Source organism: Arsenicicoccus dermatophilus, from assembly GCF_022568795.1.
Taxonomy (GTDB): Bacteria; Actinomycetota; Actinomycetes; order Actinomycetales; family Dermatophilaceae; genus Arsenicicoccus; species Arsenicicoccus dermatophilus.
Map to the genome: position 1 here is coordinate 2137751 of NZ_JAKZHU010000001.1, position 21143 is coordinate 2158893.

The following is a 21143-nucleotide window of genomic DNA, read 5'->3' on the forward strand; positions in this document are numbered from 1 at the left end:
CCGTGGTCCGCGCGCCGAGCGGATGCGGGTCAGGCGTCGGGCAGGTGCGCCGCGAGCAGGGTCGCCAGGTGCACCCCCTCGCGCCCGGCGAGGTCCGCGGCCTGGGTGCGGCAGGAGAACCCGTCGGCGAGCAGGATCGCGCCCGGGGCGGCAGCCCGTAGGGCGGGCAGCAGCTGCTGCTCGGCCACCGCCACGGACACCTCGTAGTGCCCCTGCTCGACCCCGAAGTTGCCCGCCAGCCCGCAGCACCCTCCGAGCCGGGTCACCCGCGCCCCCGAGCTGCGCAGGACCTCGGCGTCCGGCGACCACCCGAGCACCGAGGCGTGGTGGCAGTGCGGCTGGGCGACGACCTCCAGGCCCGACAGGTCCGGCGCGGCCCACCCCTCGGTGCGCTGCAGCAGCTCGGCCAGGGTGAGCACTCCCCCGGCGACGCGGGCGGCCGCCTCCGTCCCGAGCAGCTCGACGGCGTCGTGGCGCAGGGCGGCGGTGCACGAGGGCTCCAGGCCCACCACGGGCACCCCGCGCGCCACCCACGGCTCCAGCTCGGCCACCGAGCCGCCGAGGATGCGACGCGCCGCGTCGAGCTGACCCGTCGAGATCCAGGTCAGCCCGCAGCACACCTGGCGGCCGGTCACCACAGGCTCGTATCCCGCCGCCCGCAGCACCGCCACCGCGTCCTGCCCGACCTGCGGCGCGAAGTGCTCGACGAAGGAGTCCACGAAGACGACGACCTGCCCGTGCGGCGCCGGACCGGCGGGTGGCTCCTGCTCGGCGAACCACGCCCGGAAGGTCTGGGTCGCGAAGCGCGGCAGGGAGCGGCGCGGGTCCACGCCCGCGGCCCTCGTGCCGACGCGGGCGACCCCGGGCGCGGCCATCAGGGCGTTGGTCAGCCGCGGGGCGCGAGCCGCCATCCGGCTCCAGGCCGGCAGCCACCCCAGGGCGTAGTGCGCGGGGGGCCGCAGGCGACCACGATAGGTCTGGTGCAGGACCTCGGCCTTGTAGGTCGCCATGTCGATGCCGGTGGGGCAGTCCGACGCGCAGCCCTTGCAGGACAGGCACAGGTCCAGCGCCTCGTGCAGCGCGGGCGAGCGCCAGTCCTGGATCTGGGAGAAGGGGCTCAGCATCTCCTGCAGCGCCCGCGCCCGCCCACGGGTGGAGTCCTTCTCCTCCCGGGTGGCGAGGTAGGACGGGCACATCACCGACGCCGATCCGGCGGGGTGCTCGGCCCGGCACCGCCCCACACCGGTGCAGCGGTGGACCGCCTGGGTGAAGTCCCCGTCGTCCGCGGCATAGCCGAAGGCGAGTCGCTCGGTCCGGGTCGAGATCACCTGGGCGGCAGGGACTCGCAGGTGCGCGTCGACCGGGTCGGGGTCGACGAGCACGCCCGGGTTGAGCAGTCCCGTGGGGTCCATCGCGGCCTTGACGCCGCGGAAGAGGTCGATGGCCTGCGGGGAGTACATCCGCGGCAGCAGCTCGGAGCGCGCCCGCCCGTCGCCGTGCTCGCCGGACACCGAGCCGCCATACCGCGCGACGAGATCCGCGGAGGCCAGGAGGAACGCGCGGAAAGCCCCCGTCCCGCCCGGGCGGTCCAGCGGGAAGTCGAGCCGGACGTGCAGGCAGCCGTCGCCGAAGTGGCCGTAGGGCAGCCCGGTCAGGTCATGCTCGGCGAGCAGCGCGTCGACGTCACGCAGGTAGGCCCCGAAGCACTCCGGCGGCACGGCCGCGTCCTCCCACCCGGCGTGGCCCGGGCGGTCGCGCGGGGTGCGGCCTGCCAGCCCGGCGCCGTCCTCGCGGATCCGCCACAGGGCCGCAGCCTCTCGCGGGTCGTCGACGATCCGGTGGGAGCGTGCTCCCACCCGCGCGACCAGGGCGAGCGCGCGCTCGCGGACCTCCTCGGCGCTGTCGCCCACGGGCTCCACGAAGAGCCAGGCGTCGCCGTCGGGCAGGTCCGGCACGGCCTGGTCCCCGAGCCGGGCCCGCACCACGTCCACGATCCGCCGGTCGATCCCCTCCGAGGCGACGGCCCCCAGCTCACGCATCAGCGGCGCCACGTCGCCCGCGGCGTAGATGTCGTCGAAGCCCAGCACCACCAGCGTCCGCGCCGCGGGGTCGGTCACCAGCCGCACGGTCGCCTCGGTGACCACGGCGAGGGTCCCCTCCGAGCCCACGAGCATCCGGCCCACGTCGAGTCCCCGCTCGGGGAGCAGGTGCTCGCAGGCATAGCCGGACACCTGCCGACCGAAGCGCCCCAGCTCGGTGCGGATCGTGGCCAGGTGCTGCCCGGTCACCTCCCGGAGGCCGGCGACCACGTCGGGCGCGCCCGCGACCGTGGGCGGGTCGCCGAGCACCCCGGTGGTGCAGCGCAGCTCGTCACCGGAGGCGAGCAGCGCCCGCAGCCCGACGACGTTGTCCGAGGTGCGGCCGTAGCCCAGCGCCCGGTTGCCGCAGGCGTTGTTGCCGATCATCCCGCCGACCGTGCACCGGGTGTGGCTGGACGGGTCCGGACCGAACCTCACGCCGTGCGGCAGCGCCGCCCGCTGGAGGGTGGCGTGCACGGCGCCCGGCTGCACCACCGCGGTGCGGGCCTGCGGGTCGAGGGACAGGACCCGCCCCATGTGCCGCGAGAAGTCCAGCACCACGCCAGGACCCGCGGCGTTGCCCGCGCACGAGGTGCCCGCCCCGCGGCTGGTGAGGGGAGTCGCCGTGCGACGGCATACGTCCAGGACGGCTGCGACCTCAGCGGCGTCGTGCGGCAGGACGACCACCTGGGGTGCCACGCGGTAGAGCGACGCGTCGGTGGCGTAGATCCCCCGGGTGAGGTCGTCGGCCCGGACGTCACGCACCCCCGCCCGGGCGAGGTCCTGCAGCAGCTCGGCGGTGGGCACGGCGGTCATGCCCTCATCCTCCCGGATCGGCCCGTAGGAGGGGAGCCGGCACCCGGGCGACGGACCGGTCCGGTGGGCGGCTCACCTCCCGAGGACGGCTCAGCCGTCGTCACGGGCCAGCACCGAGTGGGTGCGGCCGTAGGCGAGGTAGATCGCCATGCCGACCAGGAACCACACGCCGAACCGCACCCAGGTCTGCCACTGCAGGTAGGTGATCAGCCACAGGCTGAAGGCCATCCCCACGAGCGGCACCACGGGCACCCACGGGCAGCGGAAGGTGCGAGGCAGGTCGGGCCGGGTGCGCCGCAGCCGGACGACGGCGAAGCAGACCACCACGAAGGCCAGCAGGATGCCGATGTTGGTGAGCTCGGCCGCCTCGGCGATCGGCATGAGCCCCGCGATGAGCGCGGAGGCGACGCCGACGATCCAGGTGACGCGGGCGGGGACGTGACGCACCGGGTCGGTCTTGGCGAACCACGCCGGCAGGAGCCCGTCACGGCTCATGGCAAACCACACCCGGGTGACGCCGAGCATGAAGGTGAACAGCACGCTGAGGATGCCGACGACCGCGCCGACCGCGACGACGGTGCCGAGCCCGCTCATCCCGGCATGGGCGAAGGCCGCGGAGAAGCCCGCCGTGGGATCGATCTCGGTGTAGCTCTGGATGCCGGTGAGCACCAGGCAGGCGAGGACGTAGAGCACCATCGAGATGGCGAGCGAGTAGATGATCGCCCGGGGCAGGTGGCGCCGGGCGTCGACAGACTCCTCCGCGGCCGTAGACATCGCGTCGTAGCCGAAGACCGCGAAGAAGACCGTGGCGGCGCCGGTCATCGCACCGCCCAGACCGGCGGGCGCGAAGGGCGTGTAGTTGGCGGTCCGGATCTGGAACGCGCCCACGACCACCACGAGCAGCACGATCGCGACCTTGAGGGCGACGACGACGGTCTCGAAGCGGGCGGCGTTCTTCATCCCGCGGGTCAGCAAGTATGCCGTGAACAGGCACAGGAGCATCGCGAACAGGTCCACCCGGTGACCGGGTCCGGTGCCGGGGGCGCCCATCATCCAGGCAGGCAGGGTGAGGTGGAGCTGGGCGAGCAGGTAGCTGAAGTAGCCCGAGATGCCGATGGCGACCACCGCCACGATCGCGGTGTACTCGAGCAGCAGGTCCCACCCGATCGCCCACCCGACGACCTCCCCCAGCACCGCATAACCGTAGGTGTAGGCGGAGCCGGCCTGGGGGATCAGGCCGGCAAACTCGGCGTAGGACAGGGCGGCGGCGGCCGAGGCGACCCCGGCGATCAGGAAGGAGATCAGCACCGCGGGGCCGACCCCGAGGCCGCCCTCGGCCCCGCTGGCGACGGTGCCGGCGAGGGTGAAGATGCCGGCCCCGATGATGCCCCCGACCCCGATGGCCGTGAGCTGCCAGAGCCCGATCGAGCGGCGCAGGCCGCCGGCCTCGGTGTCCTCGGTGAGCTGGTCGACCCGCTTGCGGCGCCAGATGCCCCGTCCGTGAGAGTTGTCCGTGCTCATGTCCCGTGCTCCGTCCGGTCGCCGTGAGGTGACCGCAGGTTATGTCGGGCCGTCGTCGGACGCAGGGCGACACGACCTGCGTGTCCTGGTGCGCGGCGGACGTCTGCGGCGGGGCCGCCGCTGCGCCGGATCGGGCCGGACCGGGCGGGGCACCCGCTCAGGGCTGGGGCGCACGGACGGCCGCACCCTCGCGCACGGCCCGTCCGGCGACCTCCGCGCCGCTGACGAGCGCGCGCCTCCACGGCGGGACGCCGTCGATCTCGATCTCCAGGGAGAACGACAGGAAGGTGCGGATCAGCACGATCAGCCCCAGGGTGGCCACGGACCGCAGCGTCGGCTCCACGGCGACCGTGCGGACCAGGTCGGCGGCCACGAGGATCCCCCCGCCGAAGGCCTCGCGGAACAACCGGTAGGCCTGGCGACCGTCCCGGGCGACGAGCAGGACGCGGACGGCGATGAGGGTGGCGAGGACCAGACCCGCGACCAGGACAGCCGATCCGGCGATCTCGAATCCGGTGGCGATGGACCCCAGCACGGGTGCTCCTCGGGGACGGTCCGGGCGCGGCCTCCCGGGTGGCGGTGACACCGACACGATAGGCCCCACGACGCCCGATGAGGCCCTGACCTGCAGAAGGTCCCCGAAGGCGAGGCGCATGTCCGGGGCCGCGGTGCGTGGGGGGCTGCTGCGGCATGCCGCCGCGCCGGACCGCGGGGACAGGCGGAGGTCCCCACCCGCCCGGCGCGGACGGGCGGGGACCTCCGGGACACGCTCAGGCCCGAGAGACCTGGCCCAGCTGGATCGTGTGCTCGGCGGAGCCGCCGTCGACGACGTCACCTCGCAGCTGACCGGGGCGTAGCCCGACGCGGTCAGCAGATAACGACCGGCCGGGACGTCGGCCAGCCGGTAGCCCCCGTCCGGCGCCGTCTCGGTGCGGGCGGCGACCGCACCGGACCCGTCGGTGAGCGTGACGACGGCCCGGTCGACGGGGCGCTCGTCGGCGGCGTCGACCACGCGGCCCTCGAGGGTTCCCCGCGGCGCCAGGACCACGTCGTGGACCGCGCCCTGCGAGCTGCCGACCGTGATCGCGTGCGCGGCCGGCCGGTGCGCCCCGGCGCGGACGGTCAGGACGTAGGACCCGCCGTCGAGCTCGCCGAAGGCGTACTCCCCCTGGGCCCCTGCGACCTGGCGGTCGACGACCTCGCCGGTGGCGTCGGTGAGGATGACCTGCGCGTCGGGGACCGCCCAGGTGTGGTCGCCCTCGGTGCCCCGCTGCAGGACGCGACCGGCCAGGCGGGCCGTCCCCCGCAGCGTCACGTCGTGCTGCACCGGACGGGACCCGACCTCGCGCAGCGAGGCGGTCGGCGCGATGCCGTCGGCGGACGTGATCACCAGGTAGGCACCACCGGACCCGAGCGCCAGGTGGAAGGAACCGTCGTCGTCCGTGCGGGTGCGCCCGACCTGGCCGCCGGAGGCGTCCGTGACCGTCACCCAGGCGCCGGGGACGGGGAGTCCGCCCGTCCGACGCACGACACCCACCAGTGCGTGTCCGACCACGGCGACGGCGTCCTCGCCGGCTGCCGCCAGGGTCGAGTCCGGGGACGGCGCCTCCTCGGTGTCGTCCGCGGACGACACCTCGACGAGGGTCCGCGTGGCACCCGCGGTCCAGGACCCGGCCATGCCTTCGCGCTCGCGCCACTCGGCGCGGGTCAGCCGCTCCTCGTGGTCGTGGTCGGCCGGCGCGTTCCACACCTGCTCCACCCCGGACTCCTCCGCCGCCTGCTGACCTGCCTCGGGAAGCGGGGTGCGCCGCAGCTCGGTCTCGCGGATGAACAGGGTGATCAGGAAGGCGACGAGCGCGAACGGCGCCGCGGCGAGGAAGACCTCGGACAGCCCCTGGCCGTAGGCCACCTGCACGATCGACCGGACGGGGACGGGTAGCGCCGAGACGTGCGGCAGGCCGCCGCCGAGCGCCGAGCCCGGGTTGATCCGCGCCGCGGCGAAGCCCTCGACGAGGTGGTCCTTGAGCCGGGTGCCGAGCAACGCGCCCAGCGCGGAGACGCCGATGGCGCCGCCCATGGACCGGGCGAAGGCCACGAAGGAGGAGGCGGCCCCCAGGTCGCTCGGGGGCACCTCGTTCTGCACGGCCAGGACGAGGTTCTGCATCATCATGCCGAGACCGGTGCCGAGCAGGAACATCCACACCGCGACGATCCAGTAGGTCGTGTCGTAGGCCAGCAGGCCGAGCAGCCCCAGGCCCGAGGTCATCAGCAGGCCGCCCGCGCACAGCCAGGCCTTCCACCGCCCGGTCCGGGTGATGACCTGGCCGGAGATCATGGACGACAGGAACAGCCCGAGGATCATGGGCATCGTCGCGATGCCGGCCTCCATGGGCGACTGCGCCCGGGCGAGCTGGAAGTACTGCCCGAGGAAGACCGTGCCGGCAAACATGCCGATGCCGACGAACAGGCTGGCGAGGGACGACAGGACGATCGTCGGCTTGCGGAAGAGCCGCAGCGGGATCATCGGCTCGGGAGCGACCTGCTCGGCCATGACGGTCAGCGCGAGGAGCACCATGCCGCCGCCGACCATAGCGCCCGTCTGCCAGGACCACCAGTCGAAGCTGTCGCCGGCGAGGGTGACCCAGACGAGCAGCGACGAGACTCCCCCGGCGAGCAGGATCGCCCCCAGGTAGTCGATGTGCACCCGGCGCCGCACGGTGGGTAGGTGCAGCGTCTTCTGCAGCACGAGGATCGCGAGGACGGCGAAGGGAACCCCGACGTAGAAGCACCAGCGCCAGGACAGGTGCTCGGTGATCGCGCCGCCGATCAGGGGACCGGCCACAGTGCCGAGGGCGAAGGTCGCGCCGAGGTAGCCGGAGTAGCGGCCGCGCTCGCGCGGCGACACGATCATGGCGAGGATGACCTGGCTGAGCGCGGTGAGGCCGCCTGCCCCCAGGCCCTGGAAGACGCGCATCGTGATCAGGGTGCCCATGTTCTGCGAGAGGCCGGCGGCCATCGAGGCCGCCGCGAACAGCACGAGCGCGAGCTGCACCAGCAGCTTCTTGCTGACCAGGTCGGACAGCTTGCCCCAGATCGGGGTGGAGATGGTGGTGGCGAGCAGGGTGGCGGTGACGACCCAGGTGTAGCCCGACTGGGAGCCGTGGAGCTCGGTGACGATGGTGGGCAGCGCGTTGGAGACGACCGTGGAGGACAGGATCGCGACGAACATGCCGAGCATCAGGCCGCTCAGCGCCTCCAGGACCTCCTTGTGGGTCATGCCCGACTCGAGGGTGGTCGGCGCGGGGGTCGCCCGGTGCGCGGCGGCGGGCGGCGACGGCGGGGCCGCCGACGGGGAGGGGGTCTGGGACCGGGTGGTCTGGGTCACGGGGCCTGCGCTTTCCTGCTGACGTGGCGAGGGTGGGGCCCGCGTCGTCGAGGGCTGCCCGTATGGCGTGAACAACCGTACACCCACCGGAAGAAATCCTTCCACTTCACGGGCGAGGGGTCGCCCCGTCCGCCTAGGCTGGTGGGGTCGTCCCGCCGGGACGACCCCACCAGCACCGACCAGGGAGGGCGACATCATCGAGGACCACCCGCTGCGCGCGGACGCCGAGCGGCGCCGCCGCGCCATCCTCGACGCGGCCTACGAGGCCTTCACCGAGCAGGGGCTGGACGTCCCGATGGACCAGATCGCCCGAGCCGCCGGCGTGGGGGTCGGCACGCTCTACCGACGCTTCCCCGACCGCACGTCCCTGGTCGTCGCCGTGACGGAGCACCACCTCGGTGCCGTCGTCGCGACCGCCCGGACCGCGGTCGCCCAGGCGCCGTCTGCCTGGGAGGCCCTGGTGGCGCTCCTGGGCGGGCCCGCCCAGATCCTCACGATGCGACGGCAGCTCGCGCTGCACCCCGTCCTCGCCGAGGCGGTGCGTGCGGACGACCGGATCCGCGCGCTTCAAACCGACCTCGTCGTCCTCCTGGGCCGGGTCGTCGCAGCCGCCCAGACCGAGGGGACGCTGCGGCCCGACGTCGACATCGCGGACGTGTCCCTGCTGATCGGCTCGGTCCGCCGCGGGGTCCTGCCTCCGGGACCGGACGCGGATCGGGCGCGCGAGCGACTCCAGGGGATGGTGCTCGACGCGCTCGCCACCGGACCCCGGACGCCGCTGCCCGGGGCGCCCCTGGGGGCCGAGGTGCTCGGGATCGTGCCGGGCGACTGAGCGCCCGGGCGGCTCCCCCGGCCCTGGCTCTCTGCCCGCGCCCGCCTGCCCCGGGCACGGATCGCGCTCAGCGCGTGGGGGACTCGCGATCGGGGTCGTTGAGGTCGCCGGGTCCGTTCGTCGCCGACACCGCGTCGGCCTCGACCTGCGCCGGGGCGCCGGACGCCGCCGCCGCGAGCGGGTCGCCGCAGCCGCGCAGCGCCTGGGTCGCCGGGTTGGCCACCGACAGCGGCAGCAGCTTGCGCCCGGTCGGACCGGTCTCGATCACCGTCCCCATGGTCATGCAGACCCCGCACTCGAAGCACGGCGTCCACCGGCAGTCCTCGACCTCGGTGAGGCTGAGCGCGTCCTGCCAGTCGTCCCACAGCCACTGCTTGTCCAGCCCGGAGTCGATGTGGTCCCAGGGCAGGACCTCGTCCTCGTCCCGCTCGCGCTGGGTGTACCACTCCACGTCCACGCCGGTGCCCGCGAGCGCCTCGGCGGCGCACCGCATCCAGCGGTCGTAGGAGAAGTGCTCGCTCCAGCCGTCCATCCGCCCGCCGTCGCGGTAGACCGCCTCGATCACCGCGCCGACGCGCCGGTCGCCCCGGGACAGCAGACCCTCGACCTGGCCGGGCTGGCCGTCGTGGTAGCGGAACCCGATCGACGAGCCGTAGCGCCGGTCGGACCGGATCGCCTCGCGCAGCTTGGCCAGGCGGTCGTCGATGCCCTCCGGCGACAGCTGGGGAGCCCACTGGAAGGGCGTGTGCGCCTTCGGCACGAAGCCGCCGATCGACACCGTGCAGCGGATGTCCTTGCGGCCGCTGGCCTCTCGCCCGGTCTCGATGACCCGCTTGGCGAGCTCGGCGATCTGCAGGACGTCCTCGTCGGTCTCGGTCGGCAGACCGCACATGAAGTACAGCTTGACGTTGCGCCAGCCCGCGCCATACGCGGCGGACACGGTCGAGATGAGGTCCTCCTCGGACACCATCTTGTTGATGACCTTGCGGATCCGCTCCGAGCCGCCCTCCGGGGCGAAGGTCAGGCCCGAGCGGCGCCCGTTGCGGGTGAGCTCGTTGGCCAGGTCGATGTTGAAGGCGTCGACGCGCGTCGACGGCAGCGACAGCGAGGTGTTGGTGCCCTCGTAGCGGTCCGCCAGTCCCCGCGTGATGTCCCCGATCTCGGTGTGGTCCGCCGAGGACAGCGACAGCAGCCCGACCTCCTCGAAGCCCGTCGCCGCCAGGCCCCGCTCGACCATCTCGCCGATGCCGGTGATGGACCGCTCGCGCACCGGGCGGGTGATCATCCCCGCCTGGCAGAAGCGGCACCCGCGCGTGCACCCGCGGAAGATCTCCACGCTCATCCGCTCGTGGACCGACTCGGCGAGAGGCACGAGCGGCTTCTTGGGATAGGGCCAGGCGTCCAGGTCCATGACGGTGTGCTTGGCGACCCGCTCGGGCACGCCCGGCGCGGTGGGCGTCACCGCCTCGATGCGGCCGTCCGGCAGGTAGCTCACGGCATACAGGCTCGGCACGTAGACCCCTCCGGTCCGGGCCAGCTCCAGGAGGATCCCCTCGCGCCCACCCGGTCGGCCGGCAGCCTTCCACGCCGACACCAGGTCGGTGACGCGCAGGACCGCCTCCTCGCCGTCGCCGACGATCGCGCAGTCGACGAAGTCCGCCATCGGCTCGGGGTTGAAGGACGCGTGCCCGCCCATGACCACGATCGGGTCGTCGATGGTGCGGTCCGCCGCGTGCAGCGGGATGCCCGCGAGCTCCAGCGCCGCCAGCAGGTTGGTGTAGCCCAGCTCCGTGGAGAAGGAGACACCGAAGAGGTCGAAGTCGCGGACCGCGCGGTGCCCGTCGACGGTCAGCTGCGGTATGCCGGCCTCGCGCAGCCGCTCCTCCATGTCGCGCCACACCGAGTAGGTGCGCTCGGCGAGGGCGTCGGGGCGCTCGTTGAGGACCTCGTAGAGGATCATCATCCCCTGGTTGGGCACGCCCACCTCGTAGGCGTCGGGGTACATCAGCGCCCAGCGGACGGTCAGCTCGGCGCCGTCGGGGCCGTGGCCGCCGCAGTGCCAGTGCTTGACCTGGGAGTTGAGCTCGCCGCCGACATACTGGATCGGCTTGCTGACCTGCTCCAGCAGCGGCTCGAGGGCCTCGTAGTAAGAGGCGCCGGGTGCGATGTGGGTCACGGTCATGCCCTCCAGGGTAAGGGCGACCTACTCCTGGACACTCCCCAGAAGCCGCACGAGTCTGACAAGGTGGGAGCCGACGGGGCGAGGGGGACGTCACAGGCCCGAGCCCGACCGCAACCGCCATGCACGCGAGGAGATCCCGATGACCGAGCCGCTCACCCCGCCGCCTGCCACCGCCCCCGAGCCGGCCCTGCGTCTGGAGGCGCCCCCGGCCCCTGCCCCCGTGCCGGCCACCCAGGCCCCCACGATGGCGCCCGCCGTCCCGCAGGAGGCCATGCCCGGACTCGACGCCAAGGTCGAGGACTACCTCGCCGCCCTGACCAGCGCCCAGGCCAAGAGCCCGGAGTTCGAGGCCAAGGCGGCCGACGTGCGCACCATGGGTGACACCGAGATCCGCCAGGCCGCCGAGTCCTCCAACCGCCTGCTCAAGACGCCCGTCAAGGCGCTGCAGGAGGGCGGTCTGTCCGCCGAGTCCGGCGTCGGCAAGACCCTGCAGGACCTGCGCCGCACCGTGGAGGACCTGGACCCCAGCCAGGCCAAGGGCCCCAAGAAGTTCCTCGGGATGATCCCCTTCGGCGACAAGGTCACCGACTACTTCCGCAAGTACGAGTCCGCCCAGGGCCACCTCGACGGCATCCTGCAGTCGCTCAAGAACGGCCAGGCCGAGCTGCAGCAGGACAACGCCGCGCTCAACCAGGAGAAGCAGCAGCTCTGGGCCACCATGGGCATGCTCAACCAGTACATCTACGTCGCCGAGCGCCTCGACGCCAAGGTCTCCGCCCAGATCGCCGAGCTGGACCTGTCCGACCCCGACAAGGCCAAGGCGCTGCGCGAGGACGTGCTGTTCTACGTTCGGCAGAAGCACCAGGACCTGCTCACCCAGCTCGCCGTGTCGATCCAGAACTACCTGGCCATCGACATCGTCATCAAGAACAACATCGAGCTCATCAAGGGTGTCGACCGCGCGTCCACCACCACGGTCAGCGCGCTGCGCACCGCCGTGATCGTCGCTCAGGCGCTCAACAACCAGAAGCTCGTCCTGGAGCAGATCACGGCGCTCAACCAGACCACCTCGATGATGATCGAGCGCACCTCCGAGCTGCTGCGCGACAACTCCGTGGAGATCCAGAAGCAGGCGGCCTCGGCCACCATCGGGCTCCCCCAGCTGCAGGCGGCCTTCCAGAACATCTACGCCACCATGGACTCCATCGACACCTTCCGCAGCCAGGCGCTGGACACCATGGCCACCACCATCGGCACCCTGGAGGGCGAGGTCGCCAAGTCCCAGGAGTACCTCGCCCGCGTGAAGCAGACCGACGAGCGCCGCGCCTCCGGCTCCCTCGAGCTGGGCCGGTGACCGGCGCCTCCCTCGCCGCCGCGGTCAACGCCCTCGTCGGTGTCGGCCGCACGGCCGGTCTGGACGAGGGCCAGGTCCGTGAGGAGGCGCTCGCCCTGTCCGCCGCCGTCCTGCAGACCGCCTCCCCCAGCCAGGTCCACACCGCGTGGGCGAGCAGCACGGGGCGCACCACCGCCGACTTCTTCGACCTCGCGCCCCGCGGGCGGCGGTATGCCGTCAGCCCCACCCCCCTGCTCGACCGGCTGGGCCGGGAGGCTCACCCGCAGGCGGGCGCCTATGCGCGCGCGCTCGCCGAGGTCGCGGCGGCGGCGTGCACGGTGCCCGGCGCGGACGCCGCCGCGGTCGGCCGGGCGACGACGAGCGGTCAGGCGCAGCTCGCCGCGGCGGGTGCCTCCTCCTCGCCCGACCCCTCCTCGCCCGCCCTCCCAGGGCCAGGCTGGCCCCGATCGGTACGTCCAGGCCCCGCTGCGAACGTGCCACGGGGCCAGCCTGGCCCCGTGGGTGGCGCAGACCCGGGCACCGGACCGGCTCCCGCCACCACCTCGGACGCTCTGCGCGAGCAGCTGCGCTCGCTGGAGGACGCCACCCTGGAGGCCCTGCGGCGGCTGCCCGGCGGGCTCCACCCAGGGGCTCCCGGATCCCCCGCCCCCCACCTCGGCGAGCCCGTGGGCGCCGGGCCCCTCCCGCCTGCGGCGCCTCCCGGGCTGCCGGGCCCTCCCGCAGTCCCCGGCCTGCCCGGTACCCCACCCGCCGACCCGGGTGCCGCTCCACCCGCCGCTCCGGCCACGCCCGGGACCGACCCGGCCACCGCAGCCGGCATACCCCCGGCTCCGGCGGAGCCGGAGAAGTCCCTCGACGAGCTGCTCGCCGACCTCGACGCCCTCGTCGGGCTCGCCGCCGTCAAGCGTGAGGTCCACCGCCAGGTCGCGATCCTGCAGATGGAGGCCAAGCGCGCGAAGGCCGGGCTGCGCAGCGCCACCATCACCCGCCACCTGGTCTTCACGGGCAACCCGGGCACGGGCAAGACCACCGTCGCCCGCCTGGTCGGGGGGATCTATCGCGCCCTCGGCCTGCTCAGCAAGGGCCAGCTGGTGGAGGTGGACCGCTCCGAGCTCGTCGCGGGCTACCTCGGTCAGACGGCCACCAAGACCGCGGAGGTCGTGCGCAGCGCCCTCGGCGGCGTCCTGTTCATCGACGAGGCCTACTCCCTCGGGGGCGACCAGTACGGCACCGAGGCCGTGGACACGCTCGTGAAGGAGATGGAGGACAATCGGGGCGACCTCGTCGTCATCGTCGCGGGCTACCCCGAGCCGATGCGCGGGTTCATCGCCACCAATCCCGGTCTGGCGAGCCGGTTCTCGACCACCGTAGAGTTCGAGGACTACACCGACGACGAGCTCGTCGGCATCCTGCAGGAGCTGGCGTGCAAGAACGACTACGACCTGGGCGAGGCGGCCGTGACGAGGTTCCGGGAGATCCTGGCCGCGACCCCGAGGGGCGAGGCCTTCGGGAACGGGAGGTTCGTCCGCAACGCCCTGGAGGCGGCGATCGGGAGGCACGCGTGGCGGCTGCGCGACGAGGAGGAGCCCACCGTCGAGCAGCTGCGGACCCTGCAGCCGCAGGACCTCGAGGACCGCGACGGCGTGGACCTGAGCGTGGACTGAGCCGCCCAGGAGCCACCGGTCCCCGGGCCGGGTTGGTCCTCGCCCTGGACCGGGTGCGTCGTCGTCGGACCCCCCTGCTCGCAGGCGCCGGCCTGCTCGCGGTGGGCGCGTGGGTGGTGCCCGCGCACCTGCCCGCCGGGGCCCTGACCGGCGCCCTGTCGTTCCCCCTCCGGCCCGCGCCGTCCGCCGTCACCACGGAGGCGACAGGCCGCACGCTCGTGGCCCTCGGCGACTCGGTCACCGTCGGCGAGGGCCAGGAGAGCCCCGCGTTCCCCCAGCGCCTGGCCGACCGGCTCTCCCGCAGTGGCCCCCCGGTCAAGGCCCTCAACCTGGGCGTGGACGGGCAGACCGCGGCCGACCTCCTCCAGATGGTCCGCCGCAACCCCGCGATCCGTCGAGCCGTGACGACCTCCGACCTGGTGGTGATCACCTCGGGGGCGAACGACGTGCTGGACCTGTTCGGCGAGACGGCGGACCAGGACTGCGGCGCCGCGTGCATCGACCGCGGGGCCCAGGGCGTGCAGCAGCACATCGCCGCGGCGCTGCACGAGGTGCGCTCGCTCCAGAGCCGCCCGGGCGCCCGCGCCGTGGTGACGACGTACTGGAACGTCGGCCTCGACGGGCAGGTCGCCCGCCAGGCCGAGACCCCGCAGATGTACGCCTGGACCGACCGGCTCACCCGCGCCGTCAACCAGCGCCTGTGCCAGGCCGCCGCCAAGGAGGGCGCCACCTGCGTCGACCTCTACGCGCCGTTCAAGGCCGGCGGGGATCCGACGCCCCTGCTGGCCGAGGACGGGGACCACCCCAGCCCGGCCGGGCAGCAGCTCATCGCCGACCAGATCGTCCGCGCCCTGTCCTGAGCCGGGCGCGGGTCATCGGCCCGGCACCCCTCGGCGCCCGGGCTTGCGACGGACGTAGACCTGCTTGCGGACCCGCGCCACGACGGCGCCGTCCGGGGCCACCACGTCGTTGTCGAACCACACCAGCGCCTTGCGCCCGCCCTCGGTCTGCCGGCGGATCTCGGCGAGGTGCTCGTCGGTGAGCGTGAACTCGGCGCGCACCTCGGTGCGACCGGGTGACACGAACTCGATCTCGGCGGCCTTGTCCCACACCACGTAGTCGCTGCCGAGGTTGCGCAGCACCATGATCATCCAGAAGGGATCGGTCATCGAGTACAGCGAGCCGCCGTACTGCGTCCCCACGTAGTTGGCGGTCACCCGGTGCTTGCGCAGCCGCACCTGCACGTGCCGGAAGTCCTCGCCGATCTCGGTGACGTGGATGCCCGAGCACAGGAACGGCGGCCAGAGGTTCATCACCCGGCGCATCGTCTCGGCACCCTGGACCAGGGTCGCGACGTCGGCATAGTTCCGGGGCAGGCGCATGGTCCCGACCCTAGCCAGGCCGTATGACGGCCCGCAGCACCGCCCGTCAGGCGGGCACGACCGGGGCGAGGACCTCCCGGCAGCGGGCGACGTCGTCGGCCATCACCGCGAGCAGCTCGTCGACCGAGCCGAAGCGCAGCGTGGGCCTCAGGTGCTCGACGAGCTCGACGGCCACGCGCTCGCCGTAGAGGTCCAGGTCGGTGCGGTCCAGGACGTAGGCCTCGACGCGGCGCTCGGTGCCGTCGAAGGTCGGGTTGGTGCCCACGGACACGGCGGCCGGCAGCGCCCGGTCGACGTCGCCCGCGGCCCGGTCCAGGCGCACCAACCACCCGGCGTAGACCCCGTCGGCGGGCACCAGGCCGTAGGCGTCGGGGCTGAGGTTGGCCGTGGGATAGCCGAGCTCGCGGCCCCGGTGGTCGCCGTGGACCACGGTGCCGACCACCCGGTGGGACCGCCCGAGCACCGCGGCGGCGCCCGCCACGTCCCCGGCGAGCAGCTGCTCCCGCACCATGCTGGACGACCAGCGGCGATCGTCGCCCCGGTCGGACAGGGTGACCACCTCGAAGCCGTGCCGCTCCCCCAGCTCGCGCAGGGTGCCCGCGTCGCCGGAGTTGCGGCGGCCGAAGCGCACGTCCTCGCCCACGACCACGGCGCACGCGTGCAGGGCGTCGACGAACACCGTCTCGACATACTCCTCGGGGGCCATCGCTGCCAGCTCGCGGGTGAACTCCTGCACGAGCACCGCGTCCAGGCCGACCTCCTCGAGCAGGTCGAGGCGGTGGTCCAGGGAGGTGACGGCCGCGGGGGCCCGGTCCGGGTGCAGGACGGCGACGGGGTGCGGGTCGAAGGTCACGGCGACGGTCTGCGCGTCCCGCCCGGCGGCGAGCTCCAGGGCGGCCTGCAGCACGGCACGGTGACCGCGGTGCACCCCGTCGAAGTTGCCCAGGGTGACCACGGTCGGGCCGAGGTCAGCGGGGATCTGGGACAGGGAGCTCCATCGATGCACGGGCCAACTCTAGTCGCCGTCGCGGTGCCGCCGACCCAGGTCGGCGAGCACCTGCGCGCGGCGGGTGGCGGCGGGCAGCGACAGCTCGCGCAGGAGGTCCGCGGAGTCGGCGCGACCCAGCGCCGTCAGCGCCGCGATCTCGGCCTCGACGTCTGCGGGCGACTTGTTCTGGGAGAGCTTGGCCTTGGCGACCCACCGGGTGAGACGGACCTCCACCCCGACGATGGCTCGCAGCTGCCCGTCGAACCACCGCTGGGGCGCCCGGTCCGTGGTCCACGGCCGCTCCTGGCCGCCCTCGTGACGCCGGGTGAGCCGCTCGACGGCGTCGCGCAGCCAGGCGGGGTCCTCGTGCGCGACCAGCTCGCCGTACGCATGGACCGTGAGGTAGTCCCAGGTCGGCACCACCCGCCCGTGCTCGGTCGCCGACGGCAGCCAGGCCGGCGAGACGTAGTGGTCCGGGCCGCGGAGCAGCACCAGCGCCTCACCCGCACCCGCGTGCCGCCACTGGGTGTTGGTGCGCGCGACGTGGGCGACGAGCGATCCGCGCTCCCCCGCCCCGGGGTCGTAGAGCCACGGCAGCGGCGTCGCCTCCAGACCCTGGTCCCCCTGGGTCACGAGCTCGCCGAAGCTCAGCCGGTGGAGCAGCGCGCGGACCTGGTCGTCGGAGAGGGCGAAGTGAGCAGGAACGTACATGCCGATCATCGTGGCAGCCCGGCCGCACGCCGACGCACCCGGCCCACCACCACGCCCGCCCGCCACCTCACCTCAGGTGCGGTGGTCGGCCTCGATCTCGTCGGCAGACCGTGACGCTACGCCCAGGGCAGGATCGCGGTCGGGTCCAGGGCGACCAGCGCGGTCGCACGGCTGCGCCCGGCACCCAGCACGAGGGACTGGCTCGTGCAGGGGCACAGGCCCTCGAGCTGGGTCTCGATGAGGGACGGCGCGACGTACCTGCCGCCGGGGGTCTCGAAGACGTCCTTCTGGCGCCCGAGTCAGCGAGGATGAAGGCCACGTCGGCTGCCAGCGCGGTCGAGCAGGCCGGCCGCGAGCTCCCGGGCGCGGTTCTCGACCTGCTCTGCTGCCAGGTGAGGGTGACCAGCTCCTCCCCCGGACGTGCTGGAGGGCCGGGCGGCTCGCGTCGCTCGCCACGGGCTCCCGGAGGAGGTGGCCGATGCTCTCGGCGCGACCCTCGATGACCGGCCAGTCGACGGCCTCGTCCCGGGCGCAGTCCTCAGGCATGGGCTCTCCTCGACGGGGAGGGGCGGATCGGGCGCCGCCGCGCCGGTGTCGGGATCGTGCCTGGTGCGCGCCGTCGGCGCAGCCCAGGAGCCCGGCGAGCCGTGTCAGCGGGCGCAGATCCACCCGTATGCCGAATCGCGTCGGCGCGGGCGTCGTGCGGCCCGCCCGGCGGCGGCCGCCCACCCCCGGGGCATTGGCCGAAACCCGTTACGACCTGCGACAATCCACCCATGACCGACATACATCGCAGCGCTCCGTCCCTGGCCGAGCGGTTGCGGGGTGAGCTGCGGTCGCGGATCGTCGACACCCGGCTGCGCCCGGGGGCCGTCCTGCTGGAGAAGGTCCTCGCCGAGGAGCACGCCGTCTCCAAGACGCCGGTGCGGGAGGCCCTGCAGATGCTCGCCGTCGAGGGGTGGGTGCAGGTCATCCCCCGTCGCGGTTACACCGTCAGCAACATGGGGTTCCACGACATCCGCGAGGTGATGGAGCTGCGCCGCGCCATCGAGCCGACGGTGGCCGCCAGCGCCGCGGCCACCGTCACCCGTGACCTGGTCGACGACCTGGCGCGACTCCTGGACGGTCAGCGCGCCGCCACCAGCCACGCCCGCGCGGTCAGCGCCGCGGCGGCCTTCCACCGTCGGATCGCCCAGGCCGCCCGCAACCACCGCGCCCAGGCGACGCTGGACCGCCTGTTTGCCGAGAGCGAGCGCGCGCACGCCCTGCTGCCGCCCCTGGCCGCGGCCATCGCCGACACCGAGGTCGCGGCTCACCAGGACGTGTTCGACGCCATCCGCTCGGCCGAACCACAGCGCGCCGAGACCGTCATGCGCCAGCACCTGGTGCAGGCCGAGAGCGCCATGGTGGCTGCGCACTTCCACTGAGCGGGACCCTTCCTCGCGGCGCTGGTATGCCGGGCAAGGCCTGCGAGGTCAGACGGGACCTCGCTGGCCTTGGCGGGCCGCCGGGGTCGGGTGGCCCTGGCGCCGGAGGGGACGCGGGTCAGGCCGGCGCCAGCACGACGTGGCTGCGCGCCTGGGCCCGCGTCTCGTCGAGGATCGCGACGAGCCGCCCGTCCGGCGCGAAGGCCGCCACGACCGGGGTGCCCACCAGCGCGGACGGCACCCGCTGCCCGTGGCCGACCGCGCGGACCTCGTCGTCGGTCAGCTCGTGCACCGGGAACTGGGCCCGGGCCGCGGTGGCCAGGTCGAGCAGCGGCAGCGGCGGGAGCAGCTCCCGGGGCAGGCGGCGGACCTCGGGGTCGCTCTCGCGCACCCGGGCCAGCGCGGCGTCGTGCTCCAGCAGCACCGGGGCCGGCACCAGCGCCCGGGTGAGGTCGTAGCCGCCGACCCGGGTGCGCCGCAGCGCCGTCAGGTGGCCACCCACGCCGAGAGAGGCGCCGAGGTCGCGGGCGAGCGCGCGGACATAGGTGCCGGACGAGACGTCGACGGAGACGTCCAGGTCGTAGGCGACCTCGCCCGCGACCCGCTGGTCGTGGATCTCGAAGCGGGAGACGGTCACCGGCCGGGCCGGGAGCTCGACGGTCTCGCCGGCCCGGACCCGGGCGTAGGACCGCTGCCCGTCCACCTTGATGGCCGACACGGCGCTCGGCACCTGCTGGATCTCGCCGGTGAGCCGGGCGACGGCCGCCGAGACGATCTCCGGGGTGAGCTCGGCGACCGGGGACGAGGAGACGACCTCGCCCTCCGCGTCGTCGGTCACCGTGGCCTGCCCGAGCCGGATGGTGGCGTCGTAGGTCTTGTCGCAGCCGACCAGGAAGGTCAGCAGCTTGGTCCCCCGCCCCAGCCCGAGCAGCAGCACCCCGGTGGCCATCGGGTCCAGGGTGCCCGCGTGGCCGACCTTGCGGGTGCCGGCCAGCCGGCGCACCTGGGCGACCACGTCGTGCGACGTGACGCCGGCAGGCTTGTCGACGACCAGCAGCCCGTCCGGTTCGTCCTCGCGAGCACTCTTGGCCATCAGGCGCGCTCGTCCTCTTCGCCGTCGATCTCCACCACCCGGTCAGCCGGGTCGTCACCGGCCTCGTCGCCCGAGACGGGCTTGCGATAGGGGTCGGCGTCACCGGCGGGGATGGCGCCCTCCCGAGCCCGGGCGAGCTCGGCGTCGCGCTCTCGAGCCTTGCGCAAAGCCTCCTCGAGCTGGGAGGAGGTCTCGGGCAGGGCGTCGGCGATGAACTCCAGGGTCGGCGTCAGCCGGATGCCGAGCGCCTTGCCCACGTGCGAGCGGATCCGGCCGAGGTTCTCCTGCAGCACCTCGGCGGTGGCCTCACGCTCCTCGTCGCTGCCGAAGACGGTGTAGAACACCGAGGCGTGCTGAAGGTCACCGGTGACGCGGACGTCGGTGAGCGTGACGAAGCCGAGGCGCTCGTCCTTGAGCCGGTGCTCGAGGTACTCGGCAGCGACCACCTTGATGCGGTCGGCGATCTTGCGTGCGCGTGCCGGGTCGGCCATGGGGATGCCCCTTCGTTGTCGGGTCGGGCCCGGAGGTGGGTGCCTCCGGGCAGAGGACTGTCAGCCCTTGCGGGCGACCACGATGTCTCGGTCGATGGATGCGTCCACGCGGTGCCGCAGTCCACCGTAGCCATCGTGGTCGACCACGGTCAGACCATGACGCTCCAGCAGCGCGCGGGTGTCGTCGACCGGAGCGACGTGCCGGTTGACGGCCAGCCCGATCGCGCCGCCGGTGCGCAGCGCGCGCAGCCACCCGGGCAGGGCCCGGTCGAGCAGCTCGAGCGGGCTGCGGTCGAGCCGCGGGCCGTGGGAGCCGTGCTGGACGCCGTAGGGCGTGTCCGCGACGACGACGTTGGTCTGCGCCGCGGGCAGCAGACCCTCCAGACGGGTCGTGTCCACGCCCAGGAAGGTCACCCGCTGGGTGCATCCGGCCTGGTGGTCGTCCTTGCTGGCGGCAAGCTCCACGTCCAGGCGGCGCCCGAGGGTCTTGCCGTGGCGCCGCACCTGCCCGGCCGTGGCCTTGTGCTTGAGCCGGTGCTGGCGCAGGTAGGTCGTGAGGAAGGCCTGGTAGGCCTCCAGGTCCTTCGCGTCCACGTCGACGCCGGTGACGTCGAGCCCGAGGGTGATCGCGGTGTTGAGGGTGGTGCCTCGTCCGCACATCGGGTCCAGGACGGTGAGGGTGCCGTCGAGGAGGCGCTCCGGCCAGGCGGTGGCCATGGCGGTGACCGTCAGGAGGGTTCGGGTGAACTGCTCGTTCGTCTTGCCCTGGTACTTCTGGATGGTCACCAGGTCGGAGGGGAAGCGGTCCGGCCGGTCCAGGGCGACGGGCCGCAGCAGCGGCATGGCGTCGGCGGGCGGGTCCGGCTCTGCTGCTTCCACGGCATACAGCGCCTGTATGCCGGACAGCACGCCGACCGCTCGCAGCGCGGTCCCGCAGAGGGGCTCCGGGGTGCGGAAGCCGAGGTAGTCGACCCCCGCGAGGGTGCGGATCGCGACCTCGTCGATCCCGGGCACGAGCGCGTCGGCGACGCAGGTGAGCTCCGCCGCCATGATGCGCGGGGCGTCGGCGGCGTAGACCCGGTTGTGCGACGGCGACACGAGGGCGAGGTAGGACGACATGCTGATCCTTCTGGCTCGCCCGGGAAGGCCGCGGGCGCGCGGGACAGGGTGGAGGTGGCCGAGGGGCCCGGGCCGTAGCAGGTCCGGGCCCCTCGATCAC

At 73.7% G+C, this 21143-nt stretch carries 15 protein-coding genes; 5 read left to right on the plus strand and 10 right to left on the minus strand.

Annotation, left to right across the window (positions count from 1 at the left end):
• Nucleotides 1-29: 29 nt before the first annotated feature.
• The 3 genes from MM438_RS09845 to MM438_RS09855 all read right to left on the minus strand — a co-directional run bounded on the left by MM438_RS09845 (nucleotide 30) and on the right by MM438_RS09855 (nucleotide 7800).
• Entirely contained in the window at nucleotides 30-2894 is a 2865-nt protein-coding gene (locus MM438_RS09845) for an FAD-binding and (Fe-S)-binding domain-containing protein (protein ID WP_241452291.1), read from the minus strand.
• 90 nt (nucleotides 2895-2984) lie between these two features.
• Complete coding sequence (locus MM438_RS09850) at nucleotides 2985-4415, minus strand: amino acid permease (RefSeq protein WP_241452292.1); 1431 nt, start codon at nucleotides 4413-4415, stop codon at nucleotides 2985-2987.
• A 157-nt stretch (nucleotides 4416-4572) separates the two neighbouring features.
• Complete coding sequence (locus MM438_RS09855) at nucleotides 4573-7800, minus strand: MFS transporter (RefSeq protein WP_241452293.1); 3228 nt, start codon at nucleotides 7798-7800, stop codon at nucleotides 4573-4575.
• 67 nt (nucleotides 7801-7867) lie between these two features.
• Between MM438_RS09855 and MM438_RS09860 the strand changes: the two genes are divergently transcribed.
• Nucleotides 7868-8632 (plus strand): TetR/AcrR family transcriptional regulator, encoded by a 765-nt coding sequence (locus MM438_RS09860; protein ID WP_241452294.1) that lies wholly within the window; start codon nucleotides 7868-7870, stop codon nucleotides 8630-8632.
• A 67-nt stretch (nucleotides 8633-8699) separates the two neighbouring features.
• Here the strand turns inward: MM438_RS09860 and MM438_RS09865 are convergent, their stop codons facing one another.
• Nucleotides 8700-10814, minus strand: a complete 2115-nt coding sequence (locus tag MM438_RS09865) for a TIGR03960 family B12-binding radical SAM protein (RefSeq protein WP_241452295.1) — start codon at nucleotides 10812-10814, stop codon at nucleotides 8700-8702.
• 139 nt (nucleotides 10815-10953) lie between these two features.
• Between MM438_RS09865 and MM438_RS09870 the strand changes: the two genes are divergently transcribed.
• Genes MM438_RS09870 through MM438_RS09880 form a run of 3 tightly spaced genes read left to right on the plus strand, consistent with a single transcriptional unit; the run spans nucleotide 10954 to nucleotide 14692 of the window.
• Complete coding sequence (locus MM438_RS09870; RefSeq protein WP_241452296.1) at nucleotides 10954-12168, plus strand: toxic anion resistance protein; 1215 nt, start codon at nucleotides 10954-10956, stop codon at nucleotides 12166-12168.
• Entirely contained in the window at nucleotides 12165-13832 is a 1668-nt protein-coding gene (locus tag MM438_RS09875; RefSeq protein WP_241452297.1) for an AAA family ATPase, read from the plus strand. Before MM438_RS09870 ends, MM438_RS09875 begins: the two co-directional genes overlap by 4 nt.
• Before the next feature lie 53 nt (nucleotides 13833-13885).
• Nucleotides 13886-14692 (plus strand): SGNH/GDSL hydrolase family protein, encoded by an 807-nt coding sequence (locus tag MM438_RS09880; RefSeq protein ID WP_241452298.1) that lies wholly within the window; start codon nucleotides 13886-13888, stop codon nucleotides 14690-14692.
• A 12-nt stretch (nucleotides 14693-14704) separates the two neighbouring features.
• Here the strand turns inward: MM438_RS09880 and MM438_RS09885 are convergent, their stop codons facing one another.
• The 3 genes from MM438_RS09885 to MM438_RS09895 are packed head-to-tail and all read right to left on the minus strand — an operon-like array spanning nucleotide 14705 to nucleotide 16913.
• Complete coding sequence (locus MM438_RS09885; RefSeq protein WP_241452299.1) at nucleotides 14705-15214, minus strand: DUF4442 domain-containing protein; 510 nt, start codon at nucleotides 15212-15214, stop codon at nucleotides 14705-14707.
• Between the two features lie 46 nt (nucleotides 15215-15260).
• Nucleotides 15261-16220, minus strand: a complete 960-nt coding sequence (locus MM438_RS09890; protein ID WP_241452300.1) for a bifunctional riboflavin kinase/FAD synthetase — start codon at nucleotides 16218-16220, stop codon at nucleotides 15261-15263.
• Between the two features lie 9 nt (nucleotides 16221-16229).
• The gene (locus tag MM438_RS09895; protein WP_241452301.1) at nucleotides 16230-16913 is read right to left on the minus strand and encodes an FMN-binding negative transcriptional regulator; all 684 of its coding nucleotides are present in this window, start codon (nucleotides 16911-16913) and stop codon (nucleotides 16230-16232) included.
• Between the two features lie 776 nt (nucleotides 16914-17689).
• Between MM438_RS09895 and MM438_RS09900 the strand changes: the two genes are divergently transcribed.
• Nucleotides 17690-18340, plus strand: coding sequence for a GntR family transcriptional regulator (locus MM438_RS09900; protein ID WP_241452302.1), 651 nt, complete (start codon nucleotides 17690-17692; stop codon nucleotides 18338-18340).
• A 118-nt stretch (nucleotides 18341-18458) separates the two neighbouring features.
• On the opposite strand, the gene truB is transcribed toward MM438_RS09900, so the two are convergent.
• Genes truB through MM438_RS09915 form a run of 3 tightly spaced genes read right to left on the minus strand, consistent with a single transcriptional unit; the run spans nucleotide 18459 to nucleotide 21043 of the window.
• Entirely contained in the window at nucleotides 18459-19433 is a 975-nt protein-coding gene (gene truB, locus MM438_RS09905; RefSeq protein WP_241452303.1) for a tRNA pseudouridine(55) synthase TruB, read from the minus strand.
• Complete coding sequence (gene rbfA, locus MM438_RS09910) at nucleotides 19433-19924, minus strand: 30S ribosome-binding factor RbfA (RefSeq protein WP_241452304.1); 492 nt, start codon at nucleotides 19922-19924, stop codon at nucleotides 19433-19435. Before rbfA ends, truB begins: the two co-directional genes overlap by 1 nt.
• A 60-nt stretch (nucleotides 19925-19984) precedes the next feature.
• Nucleotides 19985-21043, minus strand: a complete 1059-nt coding sequence (locus tag MM438_RS09915; protein WP_241452306.1) for a TRM11 family SAM-dependent methyltransferase — start codon at nucleotides 21041-21043, stop codon at nucleotides 19985-19987.
• Nucleotides 21044-21143 lie beyond the last annotated feature (100 nt).

Excerpts from the sequence above, each read along its gene's own strand:
- MM438_RS09845 (WP_241452291.1), bottom strand. The coding sequence starts at position 2,894 with ATGACCGCCGTGCCCACCGCCGAGCTGCTGCAGGACCTCGCCCGGGCG.
- MM438_RS09850 (WP_241452292.1), bottom strand. The coding sequence starts at position 4,415 with ATGAGCACGGACAACTCTCACGGACGGGGCATCTGGCGCCGCAAGCGG.
- MM438_RS09865 (WP_241452295.1), bottom strand. The coding sequence starts at position 10,814 with ATGACCGTGACCCACATCGCACCCGGCGCCTCTTACTACGAGGCCCTC.
- MM438_RS09870 (WP_241452296.1), top strand. The coding sequence starts at position 10,954 with ATGACCGAGCCGCTCACCCCGCCGCCTGCCACCGCCCCCGAGCCGGCC.
- MM438_RS09885 (WP_241452299.1), bottom strand. The coding sequence starts at position 15,214 with ATGCGCCTGCCCCGGAACTATGCCGACGTCGCGACCCTGGTCCAGGGT.
- MM438_RS09895 (WP_241452301.1), bottom strand. The coding sequence starts at position 16,913 with ATGTACGTTCCTGCTCACTTCGCCCTCTCCGACGACCAGGTCCGCGCG.
- MM438_RS09900 (WP_241452302.1), top strand. The coding sequence starts at position 17,690 with ATGACCGACATACATCGCAGCGCTCCGTCCCTGGCCGAGCGGTTGCGG.
- truB (WP_241452303.1), bottom strand. The coding sequence starts at position 19,433 with ATGGCCAAGAGTGCTCGCGAGGACGAACCGGACGGGCTGCTGGTCGTC.
- rbfA (WP_241452304.1), bottom strand. The coding sequence starts at position 19,924 with ATGGCCGACCCGGCACGCGCACGCAAGATCGCCGACCGCATCAAGGTG.
- MM438_RS09915 (WP_241452306.1), bottom strand. The coding sequence starts at position 21,043 with ATGTCGTCCTACCTCGCCCTCGTGTCGCCGTCGCACAACCGGGTCTAC.